The following is an 18,874-nucleotide window of genomic DNA, read 5'->3' as shown; positions in this document are numbered from 1 at the left end:
TCAAAAGTTGGTGTAAAAACAAAACGGTTAAAGGCAGGTTGGGATAATGATTATCTGCTACGAATTATTGGAGTAATTTAAGCCCGATTGCCCTGGGAGCAGAAATAACTTGCAGCAATGAGAACAGGTCAGTCTATTTCAAAACGGCATGGGTGATGAACTGCATAAAAAACTTGTGTCTGCACCTCTTACCTGCACCCGGACAAAAGAACCAAGCTTTGTGGCGAGGACATGCCGGAGCATATTCAAGGCGCTTGAACATAACTATGGTCATGCTCTGCGCGCGCATAATTACGCATAACACATGGCGACCTTCCTAATACATTAGGATGCCGTCATTATAGTACTGAAGTTTCACGCCTTTGATTTTGTGGGAATATTAACAGGATGCTATATCTCATTGAAAAATTGTATATTTTCTCATTAAGCGAATCCCTGTGTCCAGATGCAATTTTATGGAGTTTTGCTATAAATAGATCAAACCTGTCAAAAATAACCTCGACCTATAACTACCGCAAATCTTGATAATCGTAATTATGTGGTTTTGAACTGTATTAGTACAGTGTCTTCAAATGACTTTGCAATTTTATGTGTGCTCGCCTGTCTGTTGACATCAATGTCAACTTCAATACAGCTTCAGCTATATGAATGTTGATTATTTACAGGACACTACACTAAATGGCTATATACAGTTATTGATCTTCAAAGTTATGATGCCAGGTGGTATAAATTTCATCTGGCCATAAGGATTTGATCCATACGATGACATCATCCACCTCCTGTTCAGTCAGGATGCCCTCCCAGGCCGGCATTGTGCTGAATTCGGGCGGACCGCCTTTCAAAATGGTTTTTTTCAATACAGCTGTCGAATGATGCCATGCGTGCGCAGTGCCGTTTAACGGTGGCGGCGGAAACTTGCCATCCGCAGCAGGTGTCCGCCAGTCTGTCGTGCCGGCGGCATTTTTTCCATGACAGTTTTCACAGTTGGCCTGAAAAACACTTTCTCCACGTTGTATCTGGTCAGGGTCAAAATTTCTAACCACACGCTCTGAATTGGGACTAAGTATTTCTTTAAGTGAGCGCGTCTCTGGCTGCCTGGTTTCGTCGCAACCGGCAAGCATGAAGCCGCCGACAGCCAAAAACAAAATGCGAATAGGCATATTGAATTAACAGTTGTTTAATTTTTGAGACGCATAATGGAAGAGAAACCCTCTGTATCGGCATTCGTCGCAGGGGCGGCTGGAGCTGGATCAGGTGACGCGTTTTTCTTGGCATAAGGATCATAACGCTGATAAATTTCAGTATCTCTGCGCGTATCACCTGGGGCGTTAACCTTCAAAACATTGAAAGGATCGACGCGCCGCCCTTCCATACCTGGAGAACCATGCGGCATGTCAGGTACGGCCAGTCCCAATGCGTCCGGTTTTTCCTTGAGAAAACGGATAATATCCGGTGCAGGTATATGGCCTTCCATCACATAGCCGTTGACCAGTGCAGTGTGACAGGAACCGAGTGTTTCGGACATGCCGACTTTCTTGCGTATTTCCTTGTTGCCAACGTCTTTGGTGATTACGGTAAAGCCATAATCGCGCATATGGTCGACCCACTTGGAACAACAGCCGCAGGTTGGGCTTTTGTAAACTTCGACGGTCGTCGTGGCGAGTGCTGGCAATGCGATACCCAGCGTGCCGGTCATTAAAATCAATCCAGTCAGTAAATTACAAATCTGTTTTTTCATTTTATCTCCACATAAATTGTTCCGCGCATGCCCTTGAAATGGCCGGGCAGAGGACAGGCAAACTCGATAGCCCCCGCCTCGTCAAAATGCCAGACCAGCTCTTTCTGTTCACCTGGTGCTAATTGTAACAGTCCCGGTTCGGCGGCATATTTGGCAGGGTGCTTGCGTCGTGTTTTGGCGGCTTTCTTCAGATCGTCATGCGTGCCGATAAGCATTTCATGTTTGCGGTCTCCGGCATTTTTCACCACGAAACTTACCGTTTCACCCTTGGTCACCCATATTTCATTCGGTAAAAACATGTATTCCAAGAGTGTCAATTTGATACTGCGCGATACATCACCGGCTTCGCCGGGTTTGCCGATACTGTCCGCGGCAGGTATATAATCCATTTGTGCGTGCGTTCCGTATGCATACAGAAACAAAATGGCCAGTGTTATAATTGACACGTGCTTATCCATTACGACTTGCTGGCAAAACAGCTGCCTGAATCCTCTTTACCGTTCATTGTTAGAATATATCAATGCTAAATTGTTCCAGTTATTTTGTCCAATATAGCGGGCCGAACCAAAACATTTTGTGACCATGTTATCCAGAAAAACACGCTACCAAAACAATAAACTGCATAAACGGCTAAGACGATTGGCCGGCACAGCAATTGCCGATTTTAATATGATTGAAGCAGAAGACCGCGTCATGGTCTGTCTATCCGGTGGTAAAGACAGTTATGTTCTGCTTGATATATTATCGAACTTGCAACTACATGCACCGATGGGGTTTGAGTTGATTGCGGTCAATTTGGACCAGAAGCAGCCCGGGTTTCCTGCAGAAGTGCTGCCGGAATATCTTAGCGGAACCGGTATTCCGTTTCGGATAGTCGAACAGGATACCTACAGTATCGTCAAACGTGTGCTGTCCGAGGGGAAAACAACATGCAGTCTGTGTTCCCGGTTACGCCGTGGCGTTTTGTATCGTGTTGCGAGTGAATTAGGGGCGACAAAAATCGCTTTGGGTCATCACCGCGATGATATTCTGGAAACGCTATTTTTGAACATGTTTTATGGCGGAAAGCTCAAAGCCATGCCGCCTAAACTGGTCAGTGATGACGGCCGGCATATCGTCATACGGCCACTGGCATACTGCAAGGAAAAAGACATCGCTGCGTACGCAAAAAGCGCTGCTTTTCCGATTATTCCATGTAATTTATGCGGATCGCAGCCCAATCTTCAACGGCAGGTGATCAAAGAGATGTTACAGCAATGGGATAAGCGTTTTCCCGGCAGGCTTGAGACTATGTTCAGATCGCTGCAAAACGTGCAGTTATCGCATCTTGCCGATACGTCAAACTTTGATTTTAAGAGCCTGGTAACGCAGGATACGCCGTTTGCTAATGGCGATACAGCTTTTGACGCGGAAACTTTTGATCGTCCCGTAGAGGAAATGGTGTTTTCGCGCGTTGAGAAAACAGAAAACGCCAACTGATTAGCCAGTTTGCTTATGTCCGGGCGGTACATATTTGAATGTTAACGCGACAAGGCATGCAAATGCTACGTAGATAATGGTGAATACATATTCCGGAAAACGATAAAACAGGATTTGATGTACCCAATACTGAATAAAGCTTTCCTCTGTTTCAACTCGCCGCAATGCGTTTTCGAGTGCGGTAAGCGGACAGACTACACCGAGTAAGGATTCTGCGACGACAAACAGGATTGCCGCCAAATGGAGATAGCGAAACCAGAAATTCCTGACAAATTTTTTCTGGTAATATGCGCCGATCCAGATTACGGGAAGACTGCCAACAACAAACAGTACATACAGTAAATGGAGTAACAGTACAGTGTCAGCAAGCAGCATGCACGCGGGAATTATAGGCTGGGTTGTTCGGATTGCACGGATTTCGCCTGGCCCGGCTGTAACAACGGCATAATGGACTTCTCCAGTGTTTTCTTATGAACGCGACCCAAAAAAGTATCCGTGATATTTCCCTGTCTGTCGAAAATAACCGTATAGGGCAATACGGACATCTGGTTGCCGGCTGCCTCTGCAAGAGACATTGCATTCAAACCACCGATCAGTACCGGATAATTGATTCCGAATTCTTTGCTGTAAGGTATGACCTTCTCTTGCTGATCAATTGCAATACCGATAAAAGTGAGGCCTTGATCCCGATACTCTTGCTGCATTTCAATGAACTCTGGAATTTCTTCACGGCATGGCGTACACCAGGTAGCCCAGAAATTCGCGACAATTACGTCGCCTTTCCATTGCGATACAGGTTGCGACAAGCCATCAACATCAGGCAGGTTCGCCGACAATATGGCTTCGGCCCCCTGTTTGCTCATTTCGTCTGGCAGTGGCGGTTGAGGAGTATCCATAAAGTGTGCCCGCAGCCAGACGCCGGCAGACATGGCGGCAATAGCGGCTACGCAGAACAGAATGATGTGGCTCAATTTCGGCATTAATGCATTCCTTTTTTCGTGTATTCAAACAGCGCATACTGTTTAGTAAAATTGTGATAGCCTAGATCAACACGGCGTTTAATACAGTCAGAAAATCGTTCTTGTTAAGAAATCCAATAATCCGGATATCCGGAATTTCGTTGCCGTTCCGGTCGATAAAAAGAATACCGGGCGGACCAAACAGATTAAATCGTTTTAGCAATGCGGCGTCGTCCACAGTTCCATGGGTGACGTCAACCTGCAGCAGTTTAACATCTCTCAGTTTAGCCTTCACTTTTTCATCGGATAGCGTAAACCGTTCCATTTCCTTACAAGAAATGCACCAGTCGGCGTAAAAATCGACCATGACATACTGATTGTTTTCACTGGCCTGCCGAATATGTTCGTCCAGCTCTGCAATGGTTTTAACACGCTGAAATGGAATATGGTCGCCTGAATTGCCAGATGCTGCGTCAGCATTTGTCGCAGAGGTGGCAATATTGAGCTTGGATAACGGTTGAAGTACGTCACGGCTGCCTGACAATACGCCAATCAGTAATGCAACACCAGTCAGCAGCGCAATAACGCCGACACCTTTGAGGAATTTTCTTAGTCCGGATGAGCGTGGTGGCAAGGGATCAATCGCGCGTAGGTAAATTGCGGAGATAATCAGTAGCGCAGCCCATAACAGCATATGCGTCACTTCGTTGATTACAGGGGAAACCAACCAGATTGCGACTGCGAGCAGAAGTACGCCAAAAAACTGTTTGATCGATTCCATCCACGGTCCTGCTTTCGGCAGCAACGCGCCCGCAGAAGCGCCCAGTAGCAGCAATGGCACTCCCATACCCAGCGCCATGACGAAAAGAGCTGAGCCACCCAGCACTACATCGCGCGTTTGGCTGATATACAGTAGTGCACCAGCCAACGGAGCAGCGACGCATGGGCCGACAATTAAAGCCGATAATGCGCCCATGCCGAAAACGCCGGTTAAATGTCCGCCTTTCAGCTGTCCGGCACCTGTGGATAGTTTGCTTTGCAAGCTGCCGGGTAGTTGCAGCTCGTAAAAGCCGAACATTGAAAAGGAAAGCAGCACAAAAATCAGTGCAAAGGTGCCCAGCACCCAGGCGTTTTGCAAGGCAGCAGACAGCATTGAACCGGAAAGACCCGCAATGACACCGGCAATTGCATATGTTATCGCCATACCCAGCACATAAGCCAATGCCAGAACAAACCCTCTGCGCCTGGTTAACTGTTTGCCTTTTTGCGCAATAATGCTTGATAAAATGGGAAACATGGGAAAAACACACGGCGTAAAGGCAAGCAGTAAACCAATGCCAAAAAAGCCACCCAGTATCAACCAGAAATTGCCTGTTTCAAACATGCGGTCAATTTTGTAAGCTTCGGTTTCTATAACGGGTGCGCGCTGCGATGATTGGGAGGGTATTTGAAACAGGTCGGCAGCCGGGTCATAAGGTGGCGCGGCGGAAACCTGTCCACTGACTGCGTTTGCAACGGCGTTGACTGCCTGCATGGCGGGCAAGGTTAAATCGAATTCCTTTTTAATCGGCGCGTAGCAGACACCTACCGGTTCATTACAGCCCTGATATGTTGCGGCCAGCGACAACGATTGTTCTGTTGATGCTTCCGGGCGCTTTAAGGAGATGACGGCCTGAACCGGTTCATAAAACACTTCGACGTTACCGAATGTCAGGTCTTCTTTCATTTTTCCCTTGGGCAGGGAAACTGTTTCAATCAGTGTATCTGTTGACTGCGGCTCAAAAGCAATTTTATCGCGGTAAACATAATAATTTTTTGCGGGAGTAAGCTTGGCGACCAGTGTGTTTGCATCACGTACTTCCAATGTCATCCGGAATGCTTCATCCGGGGGAAGTAATTCCGCTTGATTACTTTGTCCAAGATTGATGCCAAGTTGCTGTAATTTCGAGAACAGACTGCCGAATGAACCGCTTTCCTGCGCAACAGCATTTGGGCTGGTTAGAGAAAATAACAGAATTAGGACCGGAAATAAATGCATATATATTAGCGTCTTGTCAGGTTGTTTCGTCAAAAATCCATTGCAAATAAGCGGATAACCCATTGGTAATAGGGACAGTTATCACTTCAGGTAGTTCATAGGGATGCATGGTCACAATGAGTTCTTCTACCTGCTGGTAATGTGCAGACCGGGTTTTAATGAAAACAGGAATTTCGTCAGCAGTTTCGGTATTGTCTTGCCAGCGGTAAACAGATGTGCATCCGTCCATCACATTTACGCAGGCTGCAAGCCGCTTGTCAATCAAGGCGCGTGCACACGCAAGAGCGCTTTTTCTATCTGGAAAGCTGGTGATAACAATCGTCGCTTCTTTCATCTTGATTACTATTATAAAATGTTTGCAATGCTTTGTCCTTTTATTCATTTTGTCCGGCAACGCCGGTACCGTAGTCAGCGCTTTTTGGGGAGCACATGGGGAGTTTTTGCGCAACGGCCTTGATGGTAGCTGCTTTATTGCGCAGAATAGGCACAGCAATTTTATCTATTTATTGGCGACAAAAGGAATCGAAAGTAATGAAACGTTTTTTTTTATTGATACAGATTCTCGCTATTTTGGCACCGGTGACGGTATTTTTTGGATATATTTTAATGGATGAAGGCGATCAGTTTACTGCCGAACACTACATGATTACCGGATTAAGCGCGCTGCCGTTTGGCATCGCTATGCTGGTCAAGCTTTTGATGTCAGGCGTGGATAACAAATCAGATTGACTGATGTAAGTTGTGGCATATAAACAGCGATATTTTCATCCATACAAGCAACGCTCATGAATATTACATGCGGCAACGCACTGCTGGCTATCGATCAAGGTACTACCAGTACGCGCGCCATTTTGTTTTCTAACCAGGGTAGAATTCTTGCCGTCAGGCAAAAAGAATTGAAGTTGCTGTATCCCAGAAAAGGATGGGTTGAGCAACATCCTGTAGACATTTGGAAAGATACATTGGAGGTCTGCCGGGGTATCATTGCGCACGCGCAGAAAAATAATATAAAAATTGCCGGTATCGGCATTACAAATCAACGCGAAACCACTGTAATCTGGGACCGGGAAACGGGGGAGCCGGTCTATAATGCAATCGTCTGGCAGGATCGTAGAACAGCGGACGGCTGTGTGGAAATGAAGCAATCCGGGCATGAACCGCTGATATCGGAAAAAACCGGATTGCTTGTTGATCCTTATTTTTCTGCCACCAAAATTGCCTGGATACTCGACCACATCGAAGGCGTGCGATCGCGGGCAGAAAAAGGAGCACTTGCTTTTGGCACCGTGGATGCGTTTTTGTTGTGGAAGCTGACGCAGGGCAAGGAGCACACGACTGATATTACCAATGCATCGCGCACCATGCTGTTTAACATTCACACGCAGCAGTGGGATGCTGACTTGCTGCGGCTGTTCAATATTCCTGCCAGTATCCTGCCAAAAGTCAGTGACAATGTTGCTTTTTTTGGTGAAACGAAACCGGACCAGCTCGGTGCTGCTTATGTTATTGGCGGTATGGCCGGTGATCAGCATGCTGCGCTGGTTGGGCAGGGATGTTTCGATCCCGGCATGATCAAAGCGACCTACGGTACCGGTTGTTTTGCATTAATGAATGTCGGGCGCGGCTGTGCAATTTCAAATAACAAGCTGTTAACAACCATTGGTTACCGCATCGGCAACGATACCTGTTATGCGCTTGAAGGTTCCATTTTTACGGCTGGCGCCGTAGTGCAGTGGTTGCGGGACAACCTTGGACTGTTGGCCGATGCGCAACAAAGCGAAGCAGTCGCGCGCTCGGTTTCTGACAGTAATGAGGTATACTTCGTCCCCGCTTTCACAGGTCTTGGCGCGCCGTACTGGAAGCCGGATGCGCGCGCGCTGATCACAGGAATCAGCCGCGAAAGTAACAGTGCGCATATCGTTCGGGCCGCTTTGGAGGCGCAGGGCTACCAAAGCCGCGATTTGATTGACGCTATGGCAGCCGAATGCGGCGATGCCTATCCAGCAAAGGTGCTGCGTATTGACGGTGGTATGGCAGGTAATGCATTCGTTTGTCAATTTCTTGCTGACATGCTGGGACGAACAGTTGAAGTGCCGCAAATTATGGAGAGCACCGCTTGGGGTGCAGCCGCTCTGGCCGGGCTGCACTGTGGATTGTTTGACGGATTCGACGATATTTCCAGAAACTGGGTTTGCGCCCACCGCTACAAACCACAAATGTCCGAAAACGAACGGGATAAGCTTTACGCTGGATGGCAACACGCTGTAAAAACGATATTGAACTAAATGTGTCCGTCAATTCACTGCGTTTTATAGTATGCTCATTTCAATTGTAGCTTGTTGCAGCCAAATGAACGTTTTTTTGTAAAAATTGTTTTCTTGCATGGCACACGGTGCCCTTTATTAACAAATCATTGTGTTCAAACTGCTTGCAGGTATCGGATTGTTTATTGGATGTGGAGATGGAAAAACGCAATAAAAATAATAATTACGTGTTCTTGACCCAGAAAAACGACAGGATCGTGCTGGTTGGTGGATTACTGTTAATGGGACTTACTCTGGTAACAGGTATTGCTGTTTACAGTGTGATGCGTCAGCAGATCGAATCGTCGCTTGGCAGAGGACTCGATGTGGCGTTACAAAGCAAGGCGCACTTGCTCGAAAGTCAGATCGAAAAAGGTTTGGCGGACACGCGTGCACTGGCTACCCGTCCTTTTTTGGTCCAGTCGGTACGGAAACTGAATGTCCGCCCGGACTACCGCGCAGCGCGCGGTGACTTGGAAAGCAATATCCATTCACTGATTCAATCCGGTTTTTCCGCAGCAGTAGTTTATGATATGCATGGCAATCAACTGATTAAAGCAGGGCGTTTTTCTGAAAAACGGGCGCAGGCTTTGCCATTGGGAGAAATGACTGATACATCACTAATCTGGGATGGTGAATTTGTTCTGCGCACGCGCGAGACCGTAATCGATCAAAACGGCCAGCGTATCGGCGATATCTTGACGGAAATGACTTTACCTCAGTTGACGCGCAGTTTTAGTGAGATTAGATCGATCGGGAAAACCGGTACATTCATGTTATGCGCGCCGGCCAGAAAAAATGAACAAAAAATGGCGTGCCTGATCAGCCAGATAGATGGCGTAAAGTTTAATTACCTGACTCGTATGGCGGAAGACGGTGTATTGCCTATGGACTATGCATTGAGCGGCAAAAGTGGCGTCATTGCAGTTAACGATTACCGGCGTGTGCCGGTCATTGAGGCCTATGCGCCCTTGGATGGCATCGGTCTGGGTATGATTCTTAAACTGGATGAAGCGGAACTATTCAAGCCTGTAACCGAAAAACTCAAAATTATTATGGTGTATCTTGGCATCCTGATCATTGCCGAGGTATTGCTGCTTAACTGGTTTATACGTAAATTGATCAATTCAGAGCAAAAGGCGCAACTCGCGAAGGAAAAAGCTGAGCAATTCTCGCTTGAATTGGGTCACAAAGAGCTTGAGTTACGTGAGCGCTTAAAAGAAATCACGTGTCTTTATGAGATTCGGCGCAACATCGGAACGGAATTGTCTGTCGATGAGGTGTGTCAACAGATTTTCAAACAACTGATTTCTGCCATGCAATACCCGGAATCGGCCTCCGCTTCGGTTGAAATCGACGGCAAGCGGTTTGTTTCGGCAACGTACAACCGGCGTCGAACCAATGCGCTGGTATCGAATATCAATGTGAATGGAAAACTATGCGGTCAACTCAGCGTTTTTTATCCCGAAGATAAATCCTTCCTGGAAGTGGAAGAACAAAAGCTCATCGACACCATTACAGTCGATCTGGCAAACTGGCTTGAACGAAAACAGATCGATGAATTGCTGCGTGAACGGTTAAAAGAAATCACTTGTCTATATGAAATACGCCGGGGAATCAGTACCGAGCTCTCAGAGGACAAAGTCTGCCAGCATATTTTCGATTATTTGATTCCTGCGCTGCAGTTTCCGGAAATGGCGCTAGCTGTCATTGAACTCGGCGGCAGGCTTTTTACGTCCGGAGAATATGATACACATCAGGCAAAATTGCTTTTTCCCAGAACCGGCAGCGAACGGGTATGTGATGAATGTTACAAACACCGTGAATCTGTGGGACATGTCTTACAATCGGATATCAGCGTAAATGGCAAGAGATACGGATATATCAGTGTTGCATACCCGGAAGACAAACCGTTTCTGATTCAGGAGGAACAAAAACTGATAGATGCGATTGCCAACGATTTGGAAAGCTGGCTTGACCGCAAGCGTCTTGAGCAGACACTGGTTTTTGTCGCAGAGGAACAGGCACATACCATCGGGCAGGAACTGCATGACAACCTCGGCCAGCAAATTGCAGCAATCGGTTATCAATCCAGAGCGTTGGAGAAAAAACTCGCTACCTTGGGCGATGATTCGCTGAAAACCATTGCCGCTTCCATTGCCACGCAGGTGCAGACTGCTGTCGTGCAGATCAAGCAGCTGGCGCAGGGTCTGCTGCCATTTGAACTGGAAGCCAATGGCGTTGTCGCCGCGCTGGAGAAACTGGCATCACGAATTGCCAAAACGTACACAATCGAATGTGATTTTGTATGTGACTATACGATAAAAATCGACGACCAAAACCTGGCGCTCAATTTTTACAGAGTTGCGCAGGAAGCGGCAAATAATGCAATCCGCCATGGTGACGCTAAGCATTTGACAATATCTCTTGCTACGGATAATGATAAACTGGTTTTATCCATCAGTGATGACGGCTGTGGTTTTTCCTTAGATACGAATGACAGGAATTCGTCAGGAATGGGTATTAAAATCATGCAGTACCGCGCCAAGCAATTAGGCGCGAAACTGAATTTTCTGCCACGTGCGGAAGGAGGCACCGAAGTGCGTCTCGAAATGGGAATGGTTTGAGCATGCCGGATTCAACAGCGCAAATTTTACTGGTTGATGATCATCCGATGATGCGTCACGGCATGGCGATGCTCATCAATATGGAACCTGATCTTGAGGTGTTCGCACAAGCCGGAGATGGCGAAGAAGCATTAGCCATTCTCAGGAGCGGCCAACATATCGACATCGTACTATTGGATGTCACGCTTAAAACCATTTCAGGTTTCGAAGTTATTAAAAATATTCATAGCCGCTATCCTGAATTGCCCGTGCTTTTTGTCTCCATGCATGACGAAACGATTTATGCCGAGCGCGCCTTGCGTGCTGGTGCACGCGGCTACGTGATGAAACAGGAACCCGGAGAAATACTGATCAATGCCATACGTGAAGTACTTCAGGGCAAAATTTATTTGAGCGGAAAACTGCATGAAAAACTGCTTAACCGGATTGTGGCAGGGCAGGCTGAACCGGAATCACCCATTACCAAGCTCACGCCGAGTGAATTTGAGGTGCTGCACTTGATCGGCTCAGGGCATAGCAGTCAGGAAATCGCCAATTTGTTAAAACGCAGTATTAAAACGGTTGAAACTCACCGGTTCAATATACGCACCAAGTTGAATCTGAAAGACAGCGCAGATTTGATTCGCTATGCCACACGCTGGATTTCAGAGGAAAAACAATAGTGCCGTGAAAATACTAAACGGTCTCTCGTATCTGCTCATCAGGGGCTTCCGGAAGTACTTGGTACGCATTTATCTTCATTTTCTGTCATAACTAGAGTTTAGAGTTTCAGAGTCACGGAAGGAGAAAATTAACACAAAGAAATAGTATTTAGCTGCTAAAGAACTTGACAAAGCGGCATAAAAATCGTTGCGCGATGCTGACACCGACAGGTTTTGTTACAGATGCATACTCAATGCCGAATATGCGCAATCACTGGACAGATTATTATAAATGGTCACAGCAGGGCAAATGATCCTGGCTGGCATTGGCGCAACAATTTGTGCGGCTGGTACTAACGAATGCGAGGCATGATGTCATACACCTGGCGATTGGTGATACGTTGACACTGCGCTCGTCGAAAAAAGCGCCGGATAGCCGGATACATCATCAGCGTGGCGATAAAGCGAATCTGTCGACTTATGTTCTGGGGCAATGCTAGGTTAATCTGTCGATTGTCACCCTGCGGGGGAGTAATGCGCCTGTTGCATTGCCGTTGCTGCCCCGCCTGATGCTGGTCGCGGCCAAAACGTTGATACGCGCCGTACAGAGTTTGATGCAAGGGCTCAATGTGCGCGTGCTGATAGATGGCTGGTATATGCGGCGCACTGTTATCGAGGCTACGCTCAAGCGTGGGTTTAATGTGATTGGACAGGTGAGAAAGGGTACGCGTCTATATGATGCACCCGCAGCAAGGCAAAAAGGCCAACGCGGGCGAAGCCGGAAATACGAAGAAAAGTATATACAGCCGAGCGCATTGAGTGTTTGAATCGCCGGATTGTAACACTGCCTATTTATGGTAAAGAACAGCGTGTACGTTTGCGCAGTGTGCTGGCAGAAGCACGCTTTCTAAACGTCCGATTGGTACGCGCAGTCTGGTGTGAGTTTGAAAATGATAAGAAGCCAAATCAATGGAAAACAGCCAGCTTGCTGTTGAGTACCGATACCTCACTGACAGCAGAATAGATCGTAAAAAGCTATAGCCTGCGCTGGCCGATTGAACCGATGTTCAATCAATTGAAACTGGCATGGGGAATGAAAGAAGCTTGGCAACAAACACGGCAAACACTACATCGTTGGGTACATATCACTATGACAGGCTACGGATTGGTACAGCTGCTTAGTTGCTTGAACAACCAAACGGTGGATACAATTATGCCAGCATTCTCCCGGGCGAAAGAATAACCCAGAAACAGCTGTAAACCGATTTGGATCCCTGGCGGATAAAATATAAGTGAACAAAGATTGCATCAGGTAAATACTGCTATGGTAAAATACCGATGCAGATTTTCAGTGAATAGACTTTCAGTGAAAAAATACTGTGCACAAAGTTGTGTCATGCTCCATTGACAGCACATCTCAAAGTTACGATTTTTCACACAGGCAGCCAAAATATCGATGATTTTATATTGTGTTATTTAAATATGGAGTTTTACAAAAGTCTGTTTAAATTTGACATAAACACATCTCTCTGCAGTACTATTTCGCTTTCCACATCATGTATTTTAAATCGATGCAAATCGTCTCTGCCCATAAAACCTGCCCATATAAAAGCTTGTTCGAATTGATAAGTTGATTGGACAGTTCCAGTTATCCTGATTTCAGTTTAATAATCTGTTCTGTTTGAGTCACTGTTAACACAATTTGTTATTAAATCTAAAGCAGTACTGTGTCCAACCAAATCTAAACTAAAACTTTTATAGCTAGTGTAGTTTAAAGATGGCTTGTCGGATAAAAAATGTACATGGTCCGTTTTAGTACTGTTGGACAATTATTTTAAAAATATGCATAGAATATGATCAACAGTGTTTCATTAAAAATCGAATAACAACTTATGCTGCACTGCAAATTTTAACGGATAATTTGAACAATTGCAGTTATCCTGATCAGGAAAATCTATTCATGTTCTGAACAATATACAACGTTAATTACAGCTTTATTAAGCCTTAAGAAACTTAGTATATCGTTTAGTATCTGTTACTATGACATTATGTTATAAATGGTTTTCTTCGATTTATTTTAGTTAAATTTATAAAAGGAAACTTCTGTGAAAACAATTTTCTTGGATATTGATTACTCGATACATATCGTTTTTTTATGTTCTATTTTTTTACTTCTAACAGGTTGTGCCACTTACCCGCTGTTGAGTGATTCAGAGAATGATATTGTGTCCAGGGATTATTTGATAGGTCCTGGAGATAATGTGGATATTATTGTGTGGCGTAATCCAGAAATTTCCATGTCTGTACCGGTGAGACCGGATGGAAAAATTACGACTCCCCTGGTAGAAGATTTGCCAGCCAGCGGTAAAACTTCTACCCAGCTGGCGCGCGATATTGAGGAAACTTTATCTAGATATATTCAAGAGCCAGTTGTTACAGTTGTGGTTACCCAATTTGTGGGTCCTTACAGTGAACAAATCCGTGTCATTGGAGAGGCGGCTGAACCTCAGGCATTGCCCTATCGGGAAAAAATGACATTGATGGACGTCATGATTGCGGTTGGTGGTATGACAGATTTTGCAGCAGGAAACAGAGCAAGAGTCATACGGAATATAGATGGTGAGCAGATGCAATTTCGCGTTCGACTCGATGACCTGATTAGAGATGGAGATGTGTCTGCGAATGTACCTATGTTACAAGGCGATGTCTTGGTAATACCGGAAAGTTTTTTTTAGTATTTAGTAGAGTCGTAGCATCGTAATCTTAGTTTCTAAATTATATCAAAAAAACTGAAGGCAGTGCTTTATAACATACTCGTTAGATATGATTTTGTCTAATTATATAGTTGTTAGACAATATAAAAATGAAATGTGCGTGCAGAAAATTTTAAATGTTTTGTTCAATTCTGTATTGATCAAAATTAAAAGTGAGTAGTTTTCTATGGATGAGTTAATCACTCGATTATATGTCAGTATAAAAGGTATATGGAAATACCGTTTTTTAGCGGTCATTATTGCTTGGTTGGTGGCGATAGCAGGTTGGATAATGATTTTGAAATTACCGGATAATTATGAAGCGTCGGCAAGAATTTATGTGGATACGCAAAATATTATCAGGCCATTGATGGAAGGTATGACTGTATCGCCCAATGTTCAACAGCAGATATCTATTATGGGGCGTACGTTAATCAATCGTCCAAATGTAGAAAGAATCATTCGTATGGTTGATTTGGACATACAGATTACAAGCGATAAGGAAAAAGAACGTCTGATCACTGAGCTCATGAAGGATATAAAGTTGGGTGCGGGGGTTGGTGATAACATTTTTACAATTACCTATAATCATAAGAACCCTGTTTTAGCCAAGGATATTGTGCAGTCGCTATTAACCATTTTTGTTGAAGAAGGTCTCGATGGAAAAAAAGATGATTCTTCATCTGCTTTGCGATTTATCGATCAGCAGATTGCTGCATATGAAGAAAAATTAATAGCTGCGGAAAATGCCTTGACGGAGTTCAAACAGAAAAATCTTGGATTATTACCAGGGCAAGGAAGCGACTACTATGCGCAGTTGCTAAAAGCTGAAGAAGATATGAGGCAGGCCCAGCTTGCTCTTAAAGAAGCTGAAAAAGGCCGCGATGCAATTAGAAAACAAATTAGTGGCGATGAGCCTGTCTTTGTTTTAGAACCATTTGTAGTTGAAAACGAGCCAATTGTTAATCCAGAAATTGATGCGCGTATAAGCAGTCTAAATGAAAAATTGGACACGCTGCGGCTGAACTATACGGAACTGCATCCGGATATCGTTTCTACTAAAAGACTGATTGCTCAGCTTGAGGAACAGAAACAAGAGGAGGCCAAACATATTTTCTCAACTTCTAAGGACCCTGGCAGAAACTACAGCCCTATGTTGCAACAACTGAATATTGCCCTGGCGGACGCAGAGGCTGCAGTTGCTTCCATGGCCGCACGTGTAGAAGAATATACTGCCAGGTATGAGCGATTAAAATCTTTAAGTACTGCAATCCCAAGAGTAGAAGCAGAATTTACACAGCTTAATCGTGATTACAATGTGAATAGAGCAAATTATGAGCAGCTGCTGGAGCGACGCGTTTCCGCGAGAATGTCGGGCGAATTAACATCTGCTACCGGGCTACTGTCATTCAGAATCATTGATCCCCCGCAGGTTCCTGAAATTCCAGCAGGGCCAAATCATATGATTTTGTTTTCTATGGTATTTTTTGCATCGTTAATGGCAGGTATTGCGGTTGCATTTGTTATCAGTCAAGTCCGGCCTTCTTTTTACAGTCAGAGTGACTTGCGTGAATTTACTGGATTGCCTGTTTTAGGTTCAGTGCCAATGATATGGACAGCCCAACAAAAAGCTAAGCGAAAACAGAGGCTTTTTATTTTCGGCATGTCAATCTTACTATTGACGGTAGCGTATGCTGCGTTACTGTTACATTTTAGGAAACTGGACAAAATAGTGGGTATGCTACCTTTCTGAAGTCTAAATCAATTTAGAAATAATGCGTGAATTATTCCGCTTTATCGTCAAGGACTAACATGAGTATCATTGAAAAGGCAATTAGTAAGCTAGAAAAAGAAGTTGGTAATAAAGCAGCAAAGATTTCTGGCAGATCTAAAACAAGGATAAAGTCTAATAAAGAACAGAAGCCTGTTGTAACTTCAAGAAAAGATAATTTGCTTGGTAACGTGGCAGTTTTAAACGAACCTGTAAATGAAGCGGCAAACACTAACTATATCGACATTGATCTTAGCCGGCTTAATCAATTAGGGATTGTGACTCCGACACAAGGAAAAACGCAAATAGCCGAGCAATTTCGAATTATTAAAAGACCATTGCTAACAAAAGCGTTTGCAAAAAAAAATAACAATCTGATTATGATTACCAGTGCACTTCAAGGTGAAGGCAAGAGTTTTTGCTCAGTAAATTTGGCAATGAGCATAGCATCTGAGATGGATCATAGGGTTTTGCTCATTGACACGGATGTTGCAAGGCCCTCTATACCTAATTTATTGGGTTTCAAAAGTCAGGCAGGGCTGATGGATATTTTACTTGGTGAAATCAATGATGTTGGGGATGTATTAATCAAAACCAATGTGGAAAAGCTGAGTCTGATAACTGTCGGAACCGCACATTCGCATGCTACGGAACTGCTTGCGAGTCAGACTATGGTCTTGCTGCTTGAAGAACTGGCACAGCGCTATAATGACAGAATAGTGATATTCGATGCCCCGCCAATATTACTAACAAGCGAAGCACGCGTTTTGGCTGAGCGTATGGGGCAAATTGTATTGGTTGTTGAAGCTGAACGAACAACGCAGCAGGCTGTGAACCATGTCGTCAGTCAATTTAATCATTCTAAGGCCAATATAAATCTGATTTATAACAAGGTTAGAACATTCGCTGCTGGCGAATACTATGGGTATTATTACTCATGAGTTTTTCAATTAAACAGAGTTGCAATTATCTGTTTATTATCTATTTTAGCGTTACAAGCTTTCTTTTTCTGGCGCATTTTGCGCAGGTCGCAGCCGGAGAATTAGAATTTAATCCGACACTGATGATCAGTGAAACGTATACGGATAATGTGCGGTTAGGCGGAGGGCTAATCGGGAGTGGAGCTGGCGGTATTGGTTTTGGCGGAGCTGGAGCAAGGGGAGGCGATCTTATTACACAGATTAATCCGGGTTTGCAGTTGGCTGGCCAAGGCCGACGATATGAGCTCAATGCGCAATATATCATGAACAATCTTATTTTTGCCAAGAATAATGAATTGACACGAATAAGGCATATACTTAATGCTTCCGGGACAGCAGAGGTTTTAAAGGATTTATTTTTTATTGATGGAGATGCCAGAATGCTCCAGCAGAATGTCAGTCTATTAGGACCACAGACTGCTAATAATGTTTTTGTAACGGGTAATCGTGCCAATCTGGAAATATACAGTGTCAGTCCATATATTCGACATCGGTTTCAGAATTTTGCCACTGCTGAAGCGCGCTATACACGAGGTTATGTTAAATCCGGATTTAATGGTTTTAGAAACAGCCAAAGAGATAGTTATCGGTTTAATCTGAATAGTGGAAGCGCGTTTAGGAAGCTGGCTTGGGGGTTTAATTATGACAATAGTCGCGTTAATCTGGACCGTGTCGATACTACACTTAAATTCGAGCGTTATATAGGGAATCTTCGTTATAATTTCACGTCGCGTTTTGGTCTGACTGCTACAGGCGGTTATGAAAGAAATAGTTTTGTATCAATTCGTGGAAAGACAACCAGCCCAACCTGGACTGTGGGTTTTGTTTGGGCCCCCAATAAAAGAACAGACTTGCACTTCAGTGCAGGGCAGCGGTTTTTTGGCGACACTTATTCAGCCTCGGTCAATTACCGGACTCGTTTATCCACCTGGGAAGTATTGTATATAGAGGATATTACTACGCTTAACCAGCAGGCAGGTCAGTTTGGTGCACTGGGTGGATTAAATAGTCTAGGTGGATTCGGCGATCAGAATTTACTTTTAGGCCTCAATAATTTTCTAACAAACCGTGTCTTTTTACAAAGGCGTTTTAATGCATCGGTGACCCTGAGCGGATCAAAAAACGATTTGACGCTGAGACTATTTCAATTACGGCGTAAACCTTATTCTGCAGAAGAACTTGATGAAGATTTACTCGGCTTTCCTATATTTTTTAATAATACAAAGCAATTAGGTGGCAATGTGTTTTGGCGTTACAGGTTATCTCCACAGACAAATTTTAATACGAATTTTAGTTTTGTCAGATTTGATTTTTTGTCCGTAAACAGAACAAACGATAACTTGATTTTTTCAGCTAATGTTACTAGTATAGTGTTTCAATAAAATATTTACAAGTTGTCTTTTTCAGGCTATTCTCAAATAAAAACCAGGAGGGTGTCATGGCTCGAAAAACACAGCGCGCTGAATTGTCTTTGTCGGCCGGTCAACGGAGCAAACTTGAACAAATAAGCAAGGCCCGCAAGGCTCCGTTGCGAGAAATCCAAAGGGCTCAAGTGTTGCTGCATTACGCTGATGGTATTTCAATC

The 18,874-nt window shown here is 44.6% G+C and carries 19 protein-coding genes; 12 read left to right on the top strand and 7 right to left on the bottom strand.

Annotated features, from left to right (window positions below; translation table 11 throughout):
• Positions 1–692: 692 nt before the first annotated feature.
• From BMY60_RS12700 to BMY60_RS12690, 3 genes are read right to left on the bottom strand one after another with little or no spacing between them, the layout of a single operon-like run.
• Positions 693–1,160 carry a c-type cytochrome gene (locus BMY60_RS12700; RefSeq protein ID WP_090334109.1) on the bottom strand — a complete coding sequence of 156 codons (468 nt, stop codon included), beginning with the start codon at positions 1,158–1,160 and terminating at the stop codon, positions 693–695.
• Positions 1,161–1,177: 17 nt separating this feature from the next.
• Positions 1,178–1,738, bottom strand: a complete 561-nt coding sequence (locus tag BMY60_RS12695) for a DUF411 domain-containing protein (RefSeq protein WP_090334107.1) — start codon at positions 1,736–1,738, stop codon at positions 1,178–1,180.
• On the bottom strand, positions 1,735–2,184 hold the full coding sequence (locus BMY60_RS12690) for a cupredoxin domain-containing protein (RefSeq protein ID WP_256250834.1): 450 nt from the start codon (positions 2,182–2,184) through the stop codon (positions 1,735–1,737). Before BMY60_RS12690 ends, BMY60_RS12695 begins: the two co-directional genes overlap by 4 nt.
• Before the next feature lie 136 nt (positions 2,185–2,320).
• On the opposite strand from BMY60_RS12690, the gene ttcA reads away from it, so the two are divergent.
• Positions 2,321–3,217, top strand: coding sequence for a tRNA 2-thiocytidine(32) synthetase TtcA (ttcA, locus tag BMY60_RS12685; protein WP_090334106.1), 897 nt, complete (start codon positions 2,321–2,323; stop codon positions 3,215–3,217).
• On the opposite strand, the gene BMY60_RS12680 is transcribed toward ttcA, so the two are convergent.
• The 4 genes from BMY60_RS12680 to cutA form a co-directional block, all read right to left on the bottom strand.
• Entirely contained in the window at positions 3,218–3,592 is a 375-nt protein-coding gene (locus BMY60_RS12680; protein WP_090334104.1) for a DUF2784 domain-containing protein, read from the bottom strand.
• Between the two features lie 11 nt (positions 3,593–3,603).
• A complete protein-coding gene (locus BMY60_RS12675; protein ID WP_090334103.1) occupies positions 3,604–4,197 on the bottom strand; it encodes a TlpA family protein disulfide reductase in 594 nt (197 codons plus the stop codon).
• Positions 4,198–4,258: 61 nt separating this feature from the next.
• Complete coding sequence (gene dsbD, locus BMY60_RS12670) at positions 4,259–6,214, bottom strand: protein-disulfide reductase DsbD (protein WP_090334101.1); 1,956 nt, start codon at positions 6,212–6,214, stop codon at positions 4,259–4,261.
• Between the two features lie 16 nt (positions 6,215–6,230).
• On the bottom strand, positions 6,231–6,548 hold the full coding sequence (gene cutA, locus BMY60_RS12665; RefSeq protein WP_090334100.1) for a divalent-cation tolerance protein CutA: 318 nt from the start codon (positions 6,546–6,548) through the stop codon (positions 6,231–6,233).
• A 197-nt stretch (positions 6,549–6,745) separates the two neighbouring features.
• Here cutA and BMY60_RS12660 point away from each other — a divergent pair, with 197 nt between their 5' ends.
• The 11 genes from BMY60_RS12660 (at position 6,746) to BMY60_RS12615 (ending at position 18,671) form a co-directional block, all read left to right on the top strand.
• The gene (locus tag BMY60_RS12660; RefSeq protein WP_090334113.1) at positions 6,746–6,943 is read left to right on the top strand and encodes a hypothetical protein; all 198 of its coding nucleotides are present in this window, start codon (positions 6,746–6,748) and stop codon (positions 6,941–6,943) included.
• A 56-nt stretch (positions 6,944–6,999) separates the two neighbouring features.
• Complete coding sequence (glpK, locus tag BMY60_RS12655; protein ID WP_090334098.1) at positions 7,000–8,499, top strand: glycerol kinase GlpK; 1,500 nt, start codon at positions 7,000–7,002, stop codon at positions 8,497–8,499.
• A 176-nt stretch (positions 8,500–8,675) separates the two neighbouring features.
• A complete protein-coding gene (locus BMY60_RS12650; RefSeq protein ID WP_256250833.1) occupies positions 8,676–11,144 on the top strand; it encodes an ATP-binding protein in 2,469 nt (822 codons plus the stop codon).
• Between the two features lie 2 nt (positions 11,145–11,146).
• Complete coding sequence (locus tag BMY60_RS12645; RefSeq protein WP_090334096.1) at positions 11,147–11,806, top strand: response regulator; 660 nt, start codon at positions 11,147–11,149, stop codon at positions 11,804–11,806.
• A 305-nt stretch (positions 11,807–12,111) separates the two neighbouring features.
• The gene (locus BMY60_RS15825) at positions 12,112–12,285 is read left to right on the top strand and encodes a hypothetical protein (protein ID WP_177166674.1); all 174 of its coding nucleotides are present in this window, start codon (positions 12,112–12,114) and stop codon (positions 12,283–12,285) included.
• Positions 12,286–12,333: 48 nt separating this feature from the next.
• On the top strand, positions 12,334–12,612 hold the full coding sequence (locus tag BMY60_RS12640) for a transposase (RefSeq protein WP_090334095.1): 279 nt from the start codon (positions 12,334–12,336) through the stop codon (positions 12,610–12,612).
• Positions 12,609–12,809, top strand: coding sequence for a hypothetical protein (locus BMY60_RS12635; protein ID WP_090334093.1), 201 nt, complete (start codon positions 12,609–12,611; stop codon positions 12,807–12,809). Before BMY60_RS12640 ends, BMY60_RS12635 begins: the two co-directional genes overlap by 4 nt.
• Before the next feature lie 1,090 nt (positions 12,810–13,899).
• Positions 13,900–14,520: an XrtA/PEP-CTERM system exopolysaccharide export protein gene (locus BMY60_RS12630; protein ID WP_090334110.1), complete on the top strand. Its 621-nt coding sequence runs from the start codon at positions 13,900–13,902 to the stop codon at positions 14,518–14,520.
• A gap of 205 nt (positions 14,521–14,725) precedes the next feature.
• The gene (locus BMY60_RS12625; protein WP_090334092.1) at positions 14,726–16,291 is read left to right on the top strand and encodes an XrtA system polysaccharide chain length determinant; all 1,566 of its coding nucleotides are present in this window, start codon (positions 14,726–14,728) and stop codon (positions 16,289–16,291) included.
• Between the two features lie 59 nt (positions 16,292–16,350).
• Positions 16,351–17,250, top strand: coding sequence for an XrtA-associated tyrosine autokinase (locus BMY60_RS12620; RefSeq protein ID WP_090334090.1), 900 nt, complete (start codon positions 16,351–16,353; stop codon positions 17,248–17,250).
• Positions 17,247–18,671, top strand: coding sequence for a TIGR03016 family PEP-CTERM system-associated outer membrane protein (locus BMY60_RS12615; RefSeq protein ID WP_090334088.1), 1,425 nt, complete (start codon positions 17,247–17,249; stop codon positions 18,669–18,671). The genes BMY60_RS12620 and BMY60_RS12615 overlap by 4 nt, the downstream gene beginning before the upstream one ends.
• Positions 18,672–18,874: the final 203 nt, after the last annotated feature.

It is taken from the genome of Nitrosomonas sp. Nm51 (assembly GCF_900111165.1).
In the GTDB taxonomy this organism is placed as follows: Bacteria; Pseudomonadota; Gammaproteobacteria; order Burkholderiales; family Nitrosomonadaceae; genus Nitrosomonas.
This window is presented reverse-complemented; position numbering and strand designations above follow the sequence as displayed.

What these genes read in the sequence shown, in the direction of transcription:
- BMY60_RS12700 (WP_090334109.1), bottom strand. Translation starts at nt 1,160, where the DNA reads ATGCCTATTCGCATTTTGTTTTTGGCTGTCGGCGGCTTCATGCTTGCC.
- BMY60_RS12695 (WP_090334107.1), bottom strand. Translation starts at nt 1,738, where the DNA reads ATGAAAAAACAGATTTGTAATTTACTGACTGGATTGATTTTAATGACC.
- ttcA (WP_090334106.1), top strand. Translation starts at nt 2,321, where the DNA reads ATGTTATCCAGAAAAACACGCTACCAAAACAATAAACTGCATAAACGG.
- BMY60_RS12680 (WP_090334104.1), bottom strand. Translation starts at nt 3,592, where the DNA reads ATGCTGCTTGCTGACACTGTACTGTTACTCCATTTACTGTATGTACTG.
- BMY60_RS12675 (WP_090334103.1), bottom strand. Translation starts at nt 4,197, where the DNA reads ATGCCGAAATTGAGCCACATCATTCTGTTCTGCGTAGCCGCTATTGCC.
- dsbD (WP_090334101.1), bottom strand. Translation starts at nt 6,214, where the DNA reads ATGCATTTATTTCCGGTCCTAATTCTGTTATTTTCTCTAACCAGCCCA.
- cutA (WP_090334100.1), bottom strand. Translation starts at nt 6,548, where the DNA reads ATGAAAGAAGCGACGATTGTTATCACCAGCTTTCCAGATAGAAAAAGC.
- BMY60_RS12660 (WP_090334113.1), top strand. Translation starts at nt 6,746, where the DNA reads ATGAAACGTTTTTTTTTATTGATACAGATTCTCGCTATTTTGGCACCG.
- glpK (WP_090334098.1), top strand. Translation starts at nt 7,000, where the DNA reads ATGAATATTACATGCGGCAACGCACTGCTGGCTATCGATCAAGGTACT.
- BMY60_RS12650 (WP_256250833.1), top strand. Translation starts at nt 8,676, where the DNA reads ATGGAAAAACGCAATAAAAATAATAATTACGTGTTCTTGACCCAGAAA.
- BMY60_RS12645 (WP_090334096.1), top strand. Translation starts at nt 11,147, where the DNA reads ATGCCGGATTCAACAGCGCAAATTTTACTGGTTGATGATCATCCGATG.
- BMY60_RS12625 (WP_090334092.1), top strand. Translation starts at nt 14,726, where the DNA reads ATGGATGAGTTAATCACTCGATTATATGTCAGTATAAAAGGTATATGG.
- BMY60_RS12620 (WP_090334090.1), top strand. Translation starts at nt 16,351, where the DNA reads ATGAGTATCATTGAAAAGGCAATTAGTAAGCTAGAAAAAGAAGTTGGT.
- BMY60_RS12615 (WP_090334088.1), top strand. Translation starts at nt 17,247, where the DNA reads ATGAGTTTTTCAATTAAACAGAGTTGCAATTATCTGTTTATTATCTAT.